This is a genomic window from Sphingomicrobium lutaoense (assembly GCF_014195685.1).
In the GTDB taxonomy this organism is placed as follows: Bacteria; Pseudomonadota; Alphaproteobacteria; order Sphingomonadales; family Sphingomonadaceae; genus Sphingomicrobium; species Sphingomicrobium lutaoense.
Genome location: NZ_JACICF010000001.1, coordinates 767,399 through 783,816 on the forward strand (window position 1 = coordinate 767,399; position 16,418 = coordinate 783,816).

The window sequence follows — 16,418 nt, forward strand, 5'->3', positions numbered from 1 at the left end:
CGATCTGTCGAGGAGAGTGAACAAGTGAAACGCCTATCCGCCACCATCTCGCTTGCCGCGCTGGCGCTGGCCGGCTGCACCACCGCATCCGATGCGCCCGTCGCCAGGGCGAGCGCCGAGCCGGTGCCCGAGCCTCTTCTTGCCGATGCCGATCTCGAGCATCCGCTGACGCCCGCCGGTGCCAAGGCCTTCGTCGAGGAAGTCGAAGCCGAATTTCTCGAACTGAGCGACATTGCCGGGCGCGCTGCCTGGATCAATTCGACTTATATTCTCGACGACAGCGACCGGCTGTCGGCCTATTTCGGCACCATCTTCACCGAGAAGGGCGTCGAATATGCGAGCAAGGCGGCCAAATATGCCGAAGTCGAAGGGCTAGACTATGATACCGCGCGCAAGCTCGACATCCTGCGCGGCAGCCTGACGCTCGCGGCGCCCAGCCGCGACGGTGCGGCCAAGGAACTCAATGAAATCGCGACCAAGCTCCAGTCGATGTACGGCAAGGGCAAGGCCGAACTCGATGGCAAGGAAGTGCCGGGCGTCGATGCCGAGGAAATGATGGCGACGCTGCGCGATCCGGCGAAGCTGAAGCAGTTGTGGACCAGCTGGCACGACAATGTCGGCAAGCCGATGAAGGATGATTATGCGCGCATGGTCGCGATCGCCAACGAAGGCGCGCGTGAACTGGGCTATGCCGACACCGGCAACATGTGGCGCAGCCAATATGACATGACGCCGCAGGAATTCTCGGCGATGTACGACCGGCTGTGGGCCGAGACCAAGCCGCTCTACGACGATCTGCACTGCTATGTGCGCAGCGAACTCAACGAGTTCTACGGCGATGACGTGCAGCCCGCCAACGGGCCGATCCGTGCCGATCTCCTGGGCAATATGTGGGCGCAGGAATGGGGCGCCATCTATGACATCGTCGCGCCCGAAGGCGCGGGCGACCTCGGCTATAACCTTACCGACCTCCTCATCGCCAACGATGTCGATGAAGTCGAGATGGTCCGCATCGGCGAGCGTTTCTATACCTCGCTGGGGCTCGACCCGCTGCCCGAAAGCTTCTGGGAAAAGAGCCAGTTCATCAAGCCGCAGGACCGCGAAGTGGTGTGCCATGCCTCGGCATGGAATGTCGACAATGTCGATGACCTGCGCATCAAGATGTGCATCAAGCGCAACGAAGCCGATTTCGTGACCATCCATCACGAACTGGGCCACAATTATTACCAGCGCGCCTACAACCAGCAGCCCTATCTCTATCTCAACGGCGCCAACGACGGCTTCCACGAAGCGATCGGCGATTTCGTCGCGCTGTCGGTGACGCCCGAATATCTGGTGCAGATCGGGCTTCTCGATGCCGACAAGGTGCCGAGCGCCGACAAGGATATCGGCCTCCTCCTGTCGCAGGCGATGGACAAGGTGGCCTTCCTTCCGTTCGGCCTGCTGGTCGACAAATGGCGTTGGGGGGTATTCGACGGTTCGACCCCGCCCGCGCAATATAATGACAGCTGGGTCGGGCTGAAGCAGCAGTACCAGGGCATCGTCCCGCCGGTACCGCGCGGTCCCGATGCCTTCGATCCGGGTGCCAAATATCATATCCCGGGCAACACGCCCTATGCGCGCTACTTCCTCGCGCGCATCCTCCAGTTTCAATTCTACAAGGCGGCCTGCGACATGGCCGGTTGGGACGGGCCGCTGCACCGCTGCAGCTTCTACGGCAACAAGGAAGTCGGCCAGCGGTTGAACGCGATGCTCGAGATGGGGGCGTCCAAGCCCTGGCCCGACGCGCTCGAGAGCTTCACCGGCACGCGCCAGATGACGGCCAAGCCGATGGTCGAATATTTCGCGCCGCTCCATACCTGGCTCAAGGAACAGAACCAGGGCAAGAATTGCGGCTGGAACAGCTAGGCTTTCTCCGAGCCCCGGCAAAAGAAAGGCCCCGTCGTTTCCGGCGGGGCCTTTTTCATGCTGGGTCCGGGGCGCTCAATAAGCGACCGCACCGGCGTGCAATTGCTGGTCGACCAGCGGATCGGTGATGTCGTCGAGCGCGTCCCATGCCTTGCGGCGGCGCAGCCACCAGGCACCGGCACCGGCGAGCGCGGCAACACCCGCGAGCGCGAGGGCCGAGCCGAGGGGATTGTCCTGGATGCCTTGCGCGGCGCGGTGGGCGAGGGGGGTGGTTTCCTGGCGATCGTTCGTGGCGGCGTTCATCGGGTCTCCTTGGAAGAGGATGGGGGGAAGATCATAAGAGAAGGGGCGCGCCCCCCGTTCGGTGAAGCGCGCCCCCAATCGGTCAACAGGCGAGGGCCTTAGGACTTCGCGTCCGAGACACCCTTCTTGTTGATCTGTTCGACTTCGCTCACGATCTTGTCATTCGAGCTGGCGTGGCCGAAAGCGGTACCCACCTTCTTCTTGCGGTTGAGAAGGAAGGCGCCCGCACCGGCCGCGGCCGCCACGCCGGTCGCGATTGCGGCGCTGGTTTTCGGATAGTCACGGATCGTGCGATAGGTCTGGCCGGCGAAATCGTTACGCTCAGCGAGATTCTGCCAGGTCGAGCTGTTCTGCGAGCTTTCGCTCTGCTTGCTCTGGCTGGTGGTCTGGCTGCTCTGCTGGCTGGTCGTCTTGTTCGTCATGCATTTTCTCCCGATTTGAAATTCATGACACCAACGCGGCAGTGACACATTGTCTCCTCTGCCTGTCGCAGCCGGATCACAGTTGGCCGATCACATTTGGCCGAGCATCGTCTCCGCACCCGATACCGAATAATCGCCGGGCTCTTCGACATTGAGCTGTTCGACGACGCCGTCATTGACCACCATCGAATAGCGCTGCGAGCGCTTGCCCATGCCGAACTTGGAAGCGTCGAAGTCGAGGCCGAGCGCTTCGGCGAAGGCGGCATTGCCATCCGAGATCATCACGATGTCGTCCGAGCCCTGCTGCTTGTTCCACTCGGCCATCACGAAAGCGTCGTTGACCGCGGTGCCGACGATCTCGTCGACGCCCTTGGCCTTCAGTTCGTCCGCTTTTTCGACATAGCTGGGGAGATGCTTGACCGAGCAGGTCGGCGTGAAGGCGCCGGGGACCGCGAAGAGCGCGACTTTCTTGCCGGCGAAATATTGGCCCGTGCTCGTGGGAATGGGGCCTTCGGGAGTGGCCAGGGTCACCTGCACGTCGGGAAGCTTGTCGCCAACCTTGATGGTCATCTTGATATTCTCCTTTTTTCGAAGGAGCCGACATAGGATGGTGGCCCCCTGCCAACAAGACTTGTGGAAAGGGGGATGGTTCCGGCACTATGGCGGCATGGAGCAAGCCCAATTCCTGACCAGCCAGTTTCTCCTGGCGATGCCCGGCATGGGCGATCCGCGCTTCGAGCAGGCGGTGATCATGATGGCCGCGCATGACGAGGACGGGGCGCTCGGCATCGGCGTAGGGTCGCTGCTGGCGGGGATGACATTGCGCGGGCTCCTGAAGGATCTAGAGATCGATCCGGGCGAAGCGCCCGATGTCGCCATCCATCATGGCGGGCCGGTCGAGCCGGGGCGGGGGTTCGTTCTCCATTCGCTCGACTGGGCCGGGCAGGACAGCGTGCAGATCGGCGAACTGTGCGGGCTGTCGGGGACGCTCGATGTTCTGAAGGCAATCGCGGCGGGCAAGGGGCCGTCGCAGTTCCTCGTCGCGCTCGGCTATGCCGGGTGGGAAGCGGGGCAGCTCGACGAGGAGATGACGCGGCATGGCTGGCAGGCCGCGCCGGCATCGCGCGAGTTGCTGTTCGAGACCGGCACCGGCGAGCGCTGGGCGGAGAGTTTCAAGGCGCAGGGCATCGATCCGGCGCTGCTCGTCGGGGAAACCGGAGCGGCCTGACGGGCCCCTGATTGCACCGGCGGACGATACCGGCTAGGGCCGCGCGCAAACTTCAAATCCCGTGGAGACTTTCGTGGCCGATTATATCGTCAAGGACATCGCGCTCGCCGATTATGGGCGCAAGGAAATCGAAATTGCCGAAACCGAGATGCCGGGCCTGATGGCCCTGCGTGAGGAATATGGCGAGAAGCAGCCGCTGAAGGGCGCGCGGATCACCGGGTCACTGCACATGACCATCCAGACCGCGGTGCTGATCGAGACGCTGATCGCGCTCGGTGCCGAAGTGCGCTGGACCACCTGCAACATCTATTCGACGCAGGACCATGCCGCCGCGGCGATCGCCGAGCAGGGCATTCCGGTGTTCGCGATCAAGGGCGAGACGCTCGAGGAATATTGGGACTATGTCGCGCGCATCTTCGACTGGCGCGACGAGACCTGCAACATGATCCTCGACGATGGTGGTGATGCCACCATGTTCGCTCTGTGGGGCGCGCGGATCGAGGCGGGCGAGGAAATGCCTGCGCCGACCAACGAGGAAGAGCGCGAATTCCAGAAGGCGCTGAAAGCATTCGTCGAGAAGAAGCCGGGCTTTCTCACCGAGACGGTCAAGAATATCCGCGGCGTGTCCGAGGAAACCACTACGGGCGTCAACCGGCTCTACCAGCTTGCCAAGGCGGGCAAGCTTCCCTTCCCGGCGATCAACGTCAACGACAGCGTTACCAAGTCGAAGTTCGACAATAAATATGGCTGCAAGGAAAGCCTGGTCGACGGCATCCGCCGCGGCACCGACGTCATGATGGCGGGCAAGGTCGCGCTGGTCGCGGGCTATGGCGATGTCGGCAAGGGCTCGGCGGCATCGCTCGCCGGGGCCGGGGCGCGCGTGATCGTCACCGAAATCGATCCGATCTGCGCGCTGCAGGCGGCGATGGACGGGTTCGAGGTCGTGACCATGGAAGAAGGCGTGAAGCGCGCCGACATCTTCGTCACCACCACCGGCAACAAGGACGTCATCACGCTCGATCACATGCGCGAGATGAAGGACATGGCGATCGTCGGCAACATCGGCCACTTCGACAACGAGATCCAGGTCGATGCGCTCGAGAACATGAAGTGGACCGAGATCAAGCCGCAGGTCGACATGGTCGAGTTTCCGGACGGCAAGCGGATCATCCTCCTGTCCAAGGGTCGCCTCCTCAATCTCGGCAACGCCACCGGCCATCCGAGCTTCGTGATGTCGGCGAGTTTCACCAACCAGGTGCTGGCCCAGATCGAACTGTTCCAGCGGGGCGAGGAATATGACAATGACGTCCATGTCCTGCCCAAGCATCTCGACGAGAAAGTTGCCGAACTGCATCTCGCCAAGCTCAACGTGCAGCTGAGCGAGCTTTCGCAGGAACAGGCCGATTATATCGGGGTCGACCGCAAGGGGCCGTTCAAGCCCGAACATTATCGTTATTAATCCAGGCTAAACCGGAGAGGTTTATCGCCTGTTCTGTTATGGTTACGGCGACTGTTGCACCGATAGCACAGTCGCCGTTCATTTGCCGTTCAAGCTCTGCCGAGCCGTTTTCTTTTCCGGACTTTGCCCTAGGAAGGTGACCTGCAAAAGGTCACTACTCCAACCCAAAGGGCAATCTTTATGCGTAGAACTCACGTCAAGGCGCTAGCCGGCTCGTCGCTTGCGGCAGTCTCGCTGGCCCTCTTTACCACGCCTGCTTTCGCGCAGGACACCACCGAAGACTGCGCCGTCTATACCGACGAGCAGGAAAAGCAGGCATGCCTCGAGCGTGTCGATGAAGAAGAGCCGCTGGCCCAGCAGGGTGAAGCCGCGACGATCGAGGAAGATCTCGTTCCGGCGCAGGCCGTCAGCGAAGACGCCATCGTCATCACCGGTTCGCGCATCCGCCGCGACAACTTCACCAGCCCCGATCCGATCCAGATCGTGAGCCCCGAAGTCTCGATGCAGGAAGGCGATGTCGAAACCGCCGAGATCCTGCAGCAGTCGCCGCTCGCCGCGGGTTCGACGCAGATCACTTCGGCCCTTTCGACCAACTTCGTGACCGACGGCGGTCCGGGTGCGCAGACGCTGTCGCTGCGCGGCCTCGGCGCCAACCGCACGCTGGTTCTCGTCAATGGCCGTCGCGCCGGTCCCGCGGGTACGCGCGGTGCCGTTTCGGCCTTCGACCTCAACGTCATTCCCTCGGCCGCCATCGGTTCGGTGGAAATCCTCAAGACCGGCGCTTCGTCGATCTACGGTTCGGACGCGATCGCGGGCGTGGTCAACCTCATCACCAACAAGGAATTCGACGGTCTCGACCTTCGTGCCTTCACCTCGCTCACCGATGAAGGTGGCGGCGACACCTACAATGTCTCGGCGCTCTACGGTAAGACGTTCGACCGCGGACACTTCCAGGTCGGCGGCGACTATTTCAAGCGCACCGAACTCGAGCGTGGCGATCGTGACTTCTTCCGTTGCGGCGAAGACTATCTCTTCCGTCCGGACGGCGTGACCCGTGCCGACCAGCTCGATCCGCGCACCGGCCTGCCGACCTGCGGCAACACCTTCGGCCCGGTCATCCGCGTGTTCGACTATCCCTGGTTCTTCGGTCAGCCGTCGGTCTTCCAGGACCCGCGCAGCGCGGACATCCAGTATAACGATCCGGGCGACCGCTTCGACGAATTCCTTCCGGAAATCCAGGGCGGCGGGCTTCCGCGCGGCTTCTATGAAGTCAACTATGGCGGCATCCCGACCTCGAACCAGGACGAGATCACGCAATATTATTCGGAAGGCCTGATCAACGACAAGTCGGTCAACACCTATGACGTGTCGCGCATTCCGCGCACCGAGCGTTACACGCTCTATGCGGATGCGGCCTACGAACTGACCGACAATATCGAGATCTTCGTCGAGGGTCTCTATAACCGTCGCGAGAATGTCGCGCAGCAGGAACGCCAGCTGTTCTTCAACCAGTTCTCGCGCGATGCCAGCACCTCGGTGTTCGTTGTCTGCGTCCTCTTCGGTGTGGATTGCGATCCGGCCGGCGGCGGTGACCCCGTCAACTCGATCGGCGGCGACTATCGTCTGCTTCCGGTCATTCCGTTCGTCTATGACTCCTCCACCACCGTCGATTATTATCGCGGTGTCGTGGGTCTGCGCGGCGATTTCGCGGGTTCGGGCGGTTGGCTCGAGAACGCCTATTACGAAGGCTATTACCAGTACAGCCGTTCGGATGGCGACTATGCCCGTGACATCATCTGGCAGGATGCCATCGACCTCGTCCAGTGGCGCCAGGAAGCCTGTAACGGCCGGACCACCTCCTATCGCGGTGCGCCCTGCGTCGACATCGACTTCTCGGATCCGCGCGTCCTGAACGGCAATTTCACGCCGGAAGAGGAAGCCTTCCTGTTCGGTAGCACCGTGGGCAACACGATCTATCGCCAGGACACGTTCGAAGCGATCTTTGGCAACCAGATCCTCCAGCTTCCCGCTGGTCCGCTTTCGGCTGCGGTCGGTTTCCAGTGGCGTCGTGACGAAATCACGGACACCCCGAGCCAGGAAGTGCAGGACGGCCAGTCCTTCGCATCGACCAGCGCGGGTGTGACCGCCGGTTTCACCCGTTCGACCGAACTGTTCGGCGAAATCGATATCCCGCTGATCTACAACACGCCCGGCATCCAGTCGCTCACGTTCAACGCCGCTGGGCGTCTGACGAACAACTATGCCGAGCGGCAGGACGGCGTGACCGATTCGGACAAGGGCAACTGGACCTACAAGCTGGGTGCCAACTGGGAAGTGAACGACTGGCTGCGTTTCCGCGCGACCTACGGCACCTCCTACCGCGCTCCGGCGCTGTTCGAGCAGTTCCTCGCCAGCCAGACGGGCTTCTCCTTTGTCGCCGATCCCTGCGTGGATTGGGGCCAGGAACTCGCCAACGGCAACATTTCGCAGCAGCTGGCTGACCGCTGTGCTGCCGACAATGTGAGCCCGAACTTCCAGGGTGCTTCCTCCTCGGCGGAAATCTCCTCGGAAGGCGGTATCGGCGTGCTCGAATCCGAAACCTCGGATGCATTCACCGTCAGCGCGATCTTCACCCCGCAGGCATGGTTCTGGGACGGTTTCCGAATGAGCCTGGCGGTCGACTATGTCGACATCGCGGTGAAGGGCCAGATCGCCCAGATCGGCCCGAACAACATCATCAGCCAGTGCTATTTCGCGGAACCCAACCAGTTCCCGACGCCGGAATGTTCGTTGTTCACTCGTGAGCCCGATGGTCTCAACCCCGGCTTTGCCGGCGGCATCGACTTCGTTCGCGATCCCTATCTGAACATCAACAAGCAAGCCAACGAGTCGATCGACTTCACGGGTCGCTTCTCGCAGGATCTGGGTGACATGGGTCGCCTCTCGATGCTGGCGCAGATGACCTGGCAGCTCGACGACGAGTTCACGCTGTTCGACGGCTTCACGACCTCGACCAATGGTGAAAGCGGCGATCCCAAGTGGGTCGGCGACTTCAACCTGACCTGGAACAAGGACAAGGTCACCATTCTCTACGGTCTGGACGTGATCGGCGGGACGTCGGATCTGCAGGATCTTCTCGATGCCCGCGGTACGATCTGCCCCGAGAGCGTTGCGCTCGGCGGTCCGGTCTGCCCGGTCTACGAGCTGGACGAGCAGTTCTACCACTCGCTGTCGGGTACCGTGGATATCAACGACCGCTTCCAGTTCACGCTGGGCATGTCGAATATCTTCAACAACAAGCCGCCGAAGGTCTCGACCGCTTTCTCGCCGATCGCTTCGTTCGGTCAGACGGCGCTGCTTGGTTCCTACTACGACATCCTGGGTCGCCGGGTGTTCGCCAACGTGCGCGCACGCTTCTAAGACCCGGACTTCAATGTCAGGATCGGGGCGGGGAGAGCTTTTCTCCCCGCCCTTTTTCTTTGCCTAGAGCCTGCTACACATCAGGCATGATTCCCGGAGCCGTTCGGCCATGACCCTCAGCCCGACCCTGTCGGCCGCGATCATCGTCATCGGGGCGCTTTGGCTTGCGCTGGCGGCGATGCTGCTGGTGGTGGCCGGGCGCCGGATGTCGCGCGCCAACAAGGTGCTGGGCGCGGCGCGTTCCTTGTCCAAGCTGTTGAGCGCGGCACCGGCGCGCCCCCTGCTCGTCAGCGAAGGCGGTGCGATCGATCCCGACCAGGCGCTGCTTCATGACCTCGGTCTGGCGAAGCGACCCGCGAGCCTCGATGAACTGGCGAGCGCGGCCAGCCTTTCCGACAAGGACCGCGAACGGCTGATGCAGGCGGTCGATGCGGCTCGGCTTTCGGGCGCTCCGGTCGATCTGCAAATCACCTTCCCGGACGCGAGCCGTGTCTATGAAATCCGCGGCGGGATGGCCGACGATCCCGACCATGAGCAGGCGGTACTGCTCTGGTTTTTCGACACCACTGCCGCCGAGGACCAGCGCCAGCGACTGTCGCGGCGACTGTTGCAGACCGAAGGCGCGCTCGACAGCCTGACGCAGCTCATCGAGAACGCGCCTTTCCCGATGTGGTATCGCGGCCCCGACCTGTCGCTGGGCCTGGTCAACGCGGCCTTCGTGACCGCGGTCGAAGGGGATACCGCCGCCGAAGTCATCGCGCGGGGAAGCGAACTGATCGACGGGGGCGGCGAGGAAGGTGCGCGGGCCGGGGCGGTCAAGGCGCTCGAGACCGGCAAGCCCTTCTCGCGCGTTCAGCCGGCCACCATCGGGGGCGAACGTCGGATGCTTCGCCTCGTCGACGTCCCCTTGCCAGGGGGCGCGGTGGCAGGCTTCGCAATCGACATCCAGGACCTTGAGGACGCGCGGGTCGAATTGGCGCGGCAGATCCAGTCGCAGCGCGACCTTGCCGACCGCATGACAGCGGGCACGGCGCAGTTCAATGCCGACGGGCGGCTCGATTTCTACAACCAGCCCTTTGCCATCATGGCGCGGCTCGATCCCGACGTGCTGGATGACGGGCCGCATTTCGAGCGTTTGCTCGAGGCGATGCGGGAGAAGGGGCGCACGCCCGAGACGCGCGACTTTCCGGCCTGGAAGAGGGAGCGGGCGGAATGGTTCGTCTCGACCGACGAAGCGATCGAGGAGGACTGGATCCTCGCCAATGGCGACCATCTGCGAATCCTCGGCCAGCCCTTGCCCGATGGCGGGCTGCGCCTCGTGCTCGAGGACCGGACCGAGCAGGTGCGGCTTGCCTCGGCGCGCGATACGCTTCTGCGCGTGCGCTCGGCGACTTTCGACAATCTGTTCGAGGCCATTTCGGTGTTTGCTTCGGACGGGCGGCTGTACCTCTGGAACCGCCGGTTCTGCGAGACCTGGGGGCTGGACGAGGCATGGCTCGCCGAGCATCCGCGCGTCGACGAGCTGGTGCCCGCGATCGCGCGCTCGCTCGTCAATCCCACGGCGGCGGCGCAGGTGCGCGAACAGATCCGCGCGACGACTGCCGGGCGCAAGTCGGGGAGCGGTCGGGTGACCTTTACGGACGGGCGCAATTTCCAATTTTCCGCCGTGCCGCTTCCCGATGGGAATGCGCTGTTCACGATGATCGACATCACCGATTCGACGCGGATCGAATCCGCGCTGCGCGAGCGGGCGGCCGCGCTCGAGGAAGCCGACCTGGTGAAAACCGATTTCGTCGAGAATATGAGCTATGAACTGCGCACGCCGCTGACCTCCATCGGCGGGTTCGCCGAGATGCTGAGCCAGGGATATGCGGGCAAGCTCGAGCCGGCGGCGCTCGATTATGTGTCGGCGATCATCGAATCGGTGGGGCGCCTTTCCACGCTTATCGACAATGTGCTCGATCTGACGCGCACCGAGGGGAGCGGGCTGCCGATCGAGCGCGAGCGGGTCGACATGGCGGGGCTGGTGCGCAATGCCGCCAGTGCGATCGAGCCGCGGATTGCCGAAAAGGAGCAGCAGCTGTCGGTCGAGGTGGACGGTTCGACCGGAGTGGTGTCGGGCGATGCGCGGCGGCTGCGCGAGGCGCTCGAACATGTGCTGCGCAATGCGGTCGACTATTCGGACAATGAGGGGCGGATCGAGGTCGAGGCGCGCGGCACCGAGGAGCGGGTGATCATCACCGTGAGCGACAATGGGCCCGGGATTCCCGAGGTGGAATTGCCGCGGGTGTTCGAGCGGTTCCACAAGACCCATGGCCGCCGGGGCGAAAGCGCGCTGGGGCTGGGTCTTCCGCTGACGCGGCAGTTCATCGAGGCGCATGGCGGGAGCGTTGGGATGCGCTCGGTCGAGGGAGAGGGCACGACCGTCACCATCACCGTGCCGCGCGAGGCGCCATGATCCTGAAGGACGAAGCGGCGACGGCCGAGCTGGGCGCCAATCTGGCGCGGCGGCTCCGGCCCGGCGATGTCATTACCCTGTCGGGTGGACTGGGCGTGGGCAAGACCACGCTGGTGCGGGGCATGTTGCGCGCGCTGGGGCATGAGGGCGAAGTGCCGAGCCCGAGCTTTGCGATCGTGCAGCCTTATGAGCATCTCAATCCGCCGGTGCTCCATGTCGATCTCTATCGGCTCGAGGATCCCGAGGAACTGATGGAGCTGGGCCTCGACATGATGGGGGACGGGGTGCTGCTGATCGAATGGCCCGAGCATGGCGGGGAAGGGGCATTTGCCGATGCCCTGCGGCTGAATATCGCAATGGAGGAAGGCGAGGGCATGCGCCGCTTGACTTGGACCGTGCCGAGCGGTTGGGAGGGCAGATGGCCATGATTCCCCCCGCTTCGGCGCCCGATTTCCTGACCCGTGCGGGTTGGCAGGGCGCCGAGATCCTGCCGCTTGCCGGTGATGCTTCCTTCCGTCGTTATTTCCGCGTGTGCCACGAAAAGCTCGGCGATGCCGTGCTGATGGATGCGCCGCCCGAGCATGAGGATGTGCGGCCCTTCATTTCGATTGCCGACCATCTCGACCGCCATGGCCTGCGCGCGCCGCGTATCCTGGCGCGCGATGTCGAGCGCGGGTTGCTGCTGCTCGAGGATTTCGGGGACGACCGCGTGGGCCCGGTGCTGGCCAAGGGCGAAGGGGACGAGGAAGCGATCTACAAGGCGGCGGTCGATACGCTGGTCGAGCTTCACGAGCGACCGTTGCCCGATGATCTGCCGCCCTATGACGAGGCGCAGCTTAGGCGCGAAGTCGAACTGTTTCCCGACTGGTATATGGGCGCGGTGAACCTCGATCCTGACCGCGAAAGCTATCTTGCGGCGTGGAGCGAACTGCTACCGTCGCTTGCGGCGCGGAGCCTCGAGCGACCGGTGCTGGTGCTGCGCGACTATCATGCCGACAATCTGATGCTGTTGCGCGACGGGGGGTTGGGGCTTCTCGATTTCCAGGACGCGCTGGCGGGGCACCCGGCCTATGACCTGGTCTCGCTGTTGCAGGATGCGCGGCGCGACGTGTCGCCCGAGCTCGAAGCGCGGATGATCAAGTATTTTCTCGACCAATCGCGGATTGCCGACCGCGAGGCTTTCCTTGCCGATTACCAGCTTCTGGGTGCGCAGCGGAACAGCAAGATTCTCGGCATTTTCACTCGCCTGTGGAAGCGCGACGGCAAGCGCCATTATCTGCCGTTGCAGCCGCGCGTGTGGGGATTGCTCGAGCGCAACCTGGCGCATGAAGCGCTGGCGCCGGTGGCGCGCTGGTATGAAAAGCATGTTCCCGCCGACAAGCGGGCAGCAGCCTGGAGTGAAGAATGAAGCCCAAGCGCGCCCTGTCGCTTCGTCCCAATATCAAGGCCGCGGTTCCGAAGACCGCGATGGTGATGGCCGCGGGCCTCGGCAAGCGGATGCGGCCCCTGACAGCGACCCGGCCCAAGCCGCTGATCGACTTGGCCGGAAAGCCGATGATCGATCATGTGTTCGACCGGCTGCGCGCCGCGGGAGTCGAAAAAGCGGTCGTCAATGTTCATTATCTTGCCGATGCGCTCGAAGGGCATCTCGAAGGGGTGCGCGGGCTCGACATCGCGGTGTCGGACGAGCGCGAGCAATTGCTCGAAACCGGCGGGGGGCTCGCCAAGGCGCTGCCGATGATCGAGGGCGATCCCTTCCTGTCGTGCAACAGCGACAATTTCTGGATCGACGGGCCTGCCGACACGCTTCGCCTTCTTGCCGCGCATTGGGATGACGAGACGATGGATGCGCTGCTGCTACTGGTGCCCCATGCGCGGGCCTTCAACCATGCGGGCAAGGGCGATTTTCACATGGACCGCAAGGGGCGGCTGACGCGGCGCGAGCGCGGCAAGGTCGCGCCCTATGTCTTCACGGGCATCCAGATGATGTCCAAGCGTCTCATCCGCGATGTCCCCGAGGGGCCTTTCTCGACCAATATCCTCTGGGACCGGGCGATCGGTGAGGGGCGCTGCTTCGGAGCGGTGCACCAGGGACTGTGGTTCGATGTCGGGCGCCCCCAGTCGATCAAGGATACCGAGGCCGCGCTTATCGATGGCTAGGGTCTATTCGATCCCCGCCCATCGCAGTTTCGCCGACGCGCTCGCGTCGGGTCTTCTCAAGCAATATGGTCGCGACGGACTGGCGAGGGGACGCATTCTCCTGCCCACCAACCGCGCGGTGCGCAGCGTGACCGAGGCCTTCGTCCGCCTGTCCGACGGCGGACTGTTGTTGCCGCGCATGGTTCCGATCGGCGATCCGGAAATCGGCGACCGGATCGGGGCGGCGCTCGATCCCGCCGAAGCGCTGCTTCCTCCCGCGATCCCTCCGCTCGAACGGCAGCTCAAGCTGGCGGTGATGCTGCGCGAAGGCGGCAAGGGGGCGGGCGAAGCGATGCGGTTGGCCGCCAACCTCGGCCGGACGCTCGATGCGCTCGAGGTCGAGGAGGTCACGCCCGCGCAGCTGCGGGCCTTGCAGCAGGACACGCCCGAACTGGCCGAACATTGGGAAAGGATGCTGGGCGAGCTGGCCCTGCTGTTCGACCGCTGGCCCCGGGTGCTGGAGGAAAGCGGCCATGTCGACATGGCGCGGCGGCGCAATCTCCTGCTTCGCGGGCTTGCCGAGCGGTGGAAGGACAATCCGCCCCCGGGCTTCACCGTGGCGGCCGGGATCAGCACCACCGCGCCCGCGGTCGCGGGGCTGCTGGGGAGGGTGGCGCGCATGCCCGAGGGAATGGTGGTTCTCCCCGCGCTCGCGATGGAGCGCGAGATGCCCGAGGAGGAATGGGAGGCGCTGCGCCCCGAGGAAGGGGCGGGAGAGCCGACCCATCCGCAATATCATCTGCGCCTGCTTCTCGACCGCATGGGGATCGCCCGAGGGGAAGTCGAGACCTGGAGCGCGGGCGGGCGCGGGGCATCGCGCGCCGAGCGCGGACGGGCCGCTGCCAATGCGATGGCATCCGCACGCTTTTCGGACAAATGGGAAGCGCTTGCCGACAGCGAGCGGCGTTTGTCGGGGGTGCGCGCGATGGAATTGCCCGATCCGGCGAGCGAGGCCATGGCGATTGCCATCGCGCTGCGCGGCGCGTTGGATCAAGAAGGCAGGACCGCCGCGCTGGTCACGCCCGACCGCGAACTGGCGCGCCGCGTGGCGTCGATCCTCGAGCGGTGGCAGATCAAGGCCGACGACAGCGCGGGCACGCCGCTGCACCTGACGCCGCCCGGCAGCTTGATGATGGCGATGCTCGAACTGGTTGCCGCCGATTTCTCGCCATTGCCGCTGGTCGCCTTGCTCAAGCATCCGCTCATTGGCGGGCAGGGCGAAGCGCGCGGCGAATGGCTTGCACGGGTACGCCGTCTCGACCTCGGCCTACGCGGGCCGCGCCCCGAACCCGGTCTTGAAGGGATCGACCGCCATGTCGAGACGATTCGGCATGAGAGATTGCGAGTGCCGACCCGCGAGGCATGGGAAGCGCTTCGGCCCTCGCTCGAAGCCTTGGCCCCACTGGGCCAGGCGAAGAACCTGTCCGCGCTGATGAGTGCGCTTCGCGAAGCGATCGACGCGCTGGCGGGTCCGGCGGCCTGGAAAGGGAGTGCCGGCGCGCAAGCGGGCGATCTCCTGTCGCGGATCGAGAATGCGCCCGATGCCGCGCGGTTGGAAGCCGGGGCGTCCGAATGGCCGCGCCTCGTCCAGCAAATGCTTCGCGAAGTTGCGGTGCGTCCCAGCTATGGCGGGCACCCGCGTCTGTTCATCTGGGGCCTTCTCGAAGCGCGGTTGCAACAGGCCGACCTGATGATCCTCGGTGGGTTGAACGAAGGGTCCTGGCCGGCCGCTCCGAGCCCCGATCCCTGGCTTGCGCCCAAGCTGCGGCGTTTGTTGGGGCTGCCCCCGCTCGAATATCGGATCGGGCTGGCGGCGCATGACCTGATGAGCGCATTGGGAGCGCCGCAGGTACTTTTGAGCCGGGCCGAGAAAGCGAGCGGAGCGCCCACCGTGGCGTCGCGCCTGTGGCTGAGGCTCGAAGCGATGACCGGAGGCGTGACGCGCGAGAAAGAGATTCCCGCGCTCGTTCGCGAGATCGACCGGATCGACGCTATCGCGCCTTCGCTGCGCCCCGCGCCGCGGCCCGCGCCCGCGCTCCGGCCGCGCAAAATCTATGTCACCGATGTCGACCGGCTGAAGGCCGACCCCTTTGCCTATTATGCCAAGTCGATGCTGGCGCTGCGCAAACTCGATCCCATCGATGCCGATCATCATGCGGCCTGGAAGGGGAGCGCGGTGCATGACGTTCTCGACCAATGGTACAAAAAGGACAATTGCGAGCCGGGCGCGCTTCTCCGGCGGGCCGAGGCGATGATCGGCGAAGAGGCGCTCCATCCCATGCTGCGCGCGCTGTGGCGGCCCCGGCTGATGGAAGCGATCGAATGGATAGCCGCGGAAGTCGAGCGTGATGCGGCGAAGGGCCGTGCGCCGCTCGGCACCGAGATCGATGGGGGGATCGATTTCGCCGGGGTCGAATTGCGCGGCAAGGCCGACCGCATCGACCGGATGGCCGACGGGAAGATCGCCATTCTCGACTACAAGACGGGCGACCCGCCAAGTCAAAAGGCAGTGGGAGCAGGGTTCGCGCTGCAGTTGAGCCTGCTCGGCATCATTTCCGAGCGCGGCGGTTTCGGCGCGCACGGAGGGGCAGTTGGCGCACTTGAGTATTGGTCGCTCGCGAAGGATAAAAACGGGTCACCGGGATATCGCCGTAACGCCTCAAACAAGATGGAACTGGGCGATCTTCTCGGCAAGATGGCGCGGGAATTCGAGGGGCTGGCGACCAGCTATCTGACGGGCGATGCGCCTTTCACCGCCATGCTCCATCCCGAATATTCGCCTTATGGCGATTATGACCAGCTGATGCGCCGCGACGAATGGTACGGGCGAGGCTGATGGGGCTATTTCTTCTTCTTGCGCCGCTTGGCGTAGAGCAGCGCCGCGACCAGCGCCGCCGAGCCGATGCCCGCGGCCATGCCGACGGTCTTCATGCTCTTGCCATTGTCCTTGGCTTTTTCGGGCTGGTCGGATTTCTTCGTCATGACAACTCTCGTCTGGATGGCGGGTTCGGGCGCGATGTA

At 64.1% G+C, this 16,418-nt stretch carries 13 protein-coding genes; 9 read left to right on the plus strand and 4 right to left on the minus strand.

The genetic code is table 11. The features are described 5' to 3' along the window. The first annotated feature begins 24 nt into the window (after window positions 1–24). Window positions 25–1,908 carry a M2 family metallopeptidase gene (locus tag FHS50_RS03620; protein ID WP_407696047.1) on the plus strand — a complete coding sequence of 628 codons (1,884 nt, stop codon included), beginning with the start codon at window positions 25–27 and terminating at the stop codon, window positions 1,906–1,908. Window positions 1,909–1,983: 75 nt separating this feature from the next. On the opposite strand, the gene FHS50_RS03625 is transcribed toward FHS50_RS03620, so the two are convergent. From FHS50_RS03625 to FHS50_RS03635, 3 genes are all read right to left on the minus strand, one after another. Then, window positions 1,984–2,211 (minus strand): LPXTG cell wall anchor domain-containing protein, encoded by a 228-nt coding sequence (locus FHS50_RS03625; RefSeq protein WP_183933016.1) that lies wholly within the window; start codon window positions 2,209–2,211, stop codon window positions 1,984–1,986. A 98-nt stretch (window positions 2,212–2,309) separates the two neighbouring features. Then, on the minus strand, window positions 2,310–2,633 hold the full coding sequence (locus FHS50_RS03630; RefSeq protein WP_183933018.1) for a hypothetical protein: 324 nt from the start codon (window positions 2,631–2,633) through the stop codon (window positions 2,310–2,312). A 90-nt stretch (window positions 2,634–2,723) separates the two neighbouring features. Further along, on the minus strand, window positions 2,724–3,203 hold the full coding sequence (locus tag FHS50_RS03635; RefSeq protein WP_183933020.1) for a peroxiredoxin: 480 nt from the start codon (window positions 3,201–3,203) through the stop codon (window positions 2,724–2,726). A gap of 97 nt (window positions 3,204–3,300) precedes the next feature. Here FHS50_RS03635 and FHS50_RS03640 point away from each other — a divergent pair, with 97 nt between their 5' ends. The 8 genes from FHS50_RS03640 to addB all read left to right on the plus strand — a co-directional run bounded on the left by FHS50_RS03640 (window position 3,301) and on the right by addB (window position 16,233). Continuing rightward, entirely contained in the window at window positions 3,301–3,861 is a 561-nt protein-coding gene (locus tag FHS50_RS03640) for a YqgE/AlgH family protein (protein ID WP_183933021.1), read from the plus strand. A 61-nt stretch (window positions 3,862–3,922) separates the two neighbouring features. Continuing rightward, window positions 3,923–5,320: an adenosylhomocysteinase gene (gene ahcY / locus FHS50_RS03645; protein WP_183933022.1), complete on the plus strand. Its 1,398-nt coding sequence runs from the start codon at window positions 3,923–3,925 to the stop codon at window positions 5,318–5,320. Window positions 5,321–5,500: 180 nt separating this feature from the next. After that, window positions 5,501–8,740 (plus strand): TonB-dependent receptor domain-containing protein, encoded by a 3,240-nt coding sequence (locus FHS50_RS03650; RefSeq protein WP_183933023.1) that lies wholly within the window; start codon window positions 5,501–5,503, stop codon window positions 8,738–8,740. A 109-nt stretch (window positions 8,741–8,849) separates the two neighbouring features. Next, a complete protein-coding gene (locus FHS50_RS03655) occupies window positions 8,850–11,198 on the plus strand; it encodes a PAS domain-containing sensor histidine kinase (protein ID WP_183933024.1) in 2,349 nt (782 codons plus the stop codon). Further along, the gene (tsaE, locus tag FHS50_RS03660) at window positions 11,195–11,626 is read left to right on the plus strand and encodes a tRNA (adenosine(37)-N6)-threonylcarbamoyltransferase complex ATPase subunit type 1 TsaE (RefSeq protein WP_183933025.1); all 432 of its coding nucleotides are present in this window, start codon (window positions 11,195–11,197) and stop codon (window positions 11,624–11,626) included. Before FHS50_RS03655 ends, tsaE begins: the two co-directional genes overlap by 4 nt. Continuing rightward, window positions 11,623–12,606 (plus strand): aminoglycoside phosphotransferase family protein, encoded by a 984-nt coding sequence (locus tag FHS50_RS03665; protein WP_183933875.1) that lies wholly within the window; start codon window positions 11,623–11,625, stop codon window positions 12,604–12,606. Before tsaE ends, FHS50_RS03665 begins: the two co-directional genes overlap by 4 nt. Continuing rightward, window positions 12,603–13,358: a nucleotidyltransferase family protein gene (locus FHS50_RS03670; protein ID WP_183933026.1), complete on the plus strand. Its 756-nt coding sequence runs from the start codon at window positions 12,603–12,605 to the stop codon at window positions 13,356–13,358. Before FHS50_RS03665 ends, FHS50_RS03670 begins: the two co-directional genes overlap by 4 nt. After that, window positions 13,351–16,233, plus strand: coding sequence for a double-strand break repair protein AddB (gene addB, locus FHS50_RS03675; protein WP_183933027.1), 2,883 nt, complete (start codon window positions 13,351–13,353; stop codon window positions 16,231–16,233). The genes FHS50_RS03670 and addB overlap by 8 nt, the downstream gene beginning before the upstream one ends. 5 nt (window positions 16,234–16,238) lie before the next feature. Here addB and FHS50_RS03680 read toward each other — a convergent pair whose 3' ends face one another. Then, the gene (locus FHS50_RS03680; protein WP_183933028.1) at window positions 16,239–16,379 is read right to left on the minus strand and encodes an LPXTG cell wall anchor domain-containing protein; all 141 of its coding nucleotides are present in this window, start codon (window positions 16,377–16,379) and stop codon (window positions 16,239–16,241) included. Window positions 16,380–16,418 lie beyond the last annotated feature (39 nt).

Coding starts and splice junctions, on each gene's coding strand:
- FHS50_RS03625 (WP_183933016.1), bottom strand. CDS start 2,211: ATGAACGCCGCCACGAACGATCGCCAGGAAACCACCCCCCTCGCCCAC.
- FHS50_RS03630 (WP_183933018.1), bottom strand. CDS start 2,633: ATGACGAACAAGACGACCAGCCAGCAGAGCAGCCAGACCACCAGCCAG.
- FHS50_RS03635 (WP_183933020.1), bottom strand. CDS start 3,203: ATGACCATCAAGGTTGGCGACAAGCTTCCCGACGTGCAGGTGACCCTG.
- FHS50_RS03640 (WP_183933021.1), top strand. CDS start 3,301: ATGGAGCAAGCCCAATTCCTGACCAGCCAGTTTCTCCTGGCGATGCCC.
- FHS50_RS03650 (WP_183933023.1), top strand. CDS start 5,501: ATGCGTAGAACTCACGTCAAGGCGCTAGCCGGCTCGTCGCTTGCGGCA.
- FHS50_RS03655 (WP_183933024.1), top strand. CDS start 8,850: ATGACCCTCAGCCCGACCCTGTCGGCCGCGATCATCGTCATCGGGGCG.
- tsaE (WP_183933025.1), top strand. CDS start 11,195: ATGATCCTGAAGGACGAAGCGGCGACGGCCGAGCTGGGCGCCAATCTG.
- FHS50_RS03665 (WP_183933875.1), top strand. CDS start 11,623: ATGATTCCCCCCGCTTCGGCGCCCGATTTCCTGACCCGTGCGGGTTGG.
- FHS50_RS03670 (WP_183933026.1), top strand. CDS start 12,603: ATGAAGCCCAAGCGCGCCCTGTCGCTTCGTCCCAATATCAAGGCCGCG.
- addB (WP_183933027.1), top strand. CDS start 13,351: ATGGCTAGGGTCTATTCGATCCCCGCCCATCGCAGTTTCGCCGACGCG.
- FHS50_RS03680 (WP_183933028.1), bottom strand. CDS start 16,379: ATGACGAAGAAATCCGACCAGCCCGAAAAAGCCAAGGACAATGGCAAG.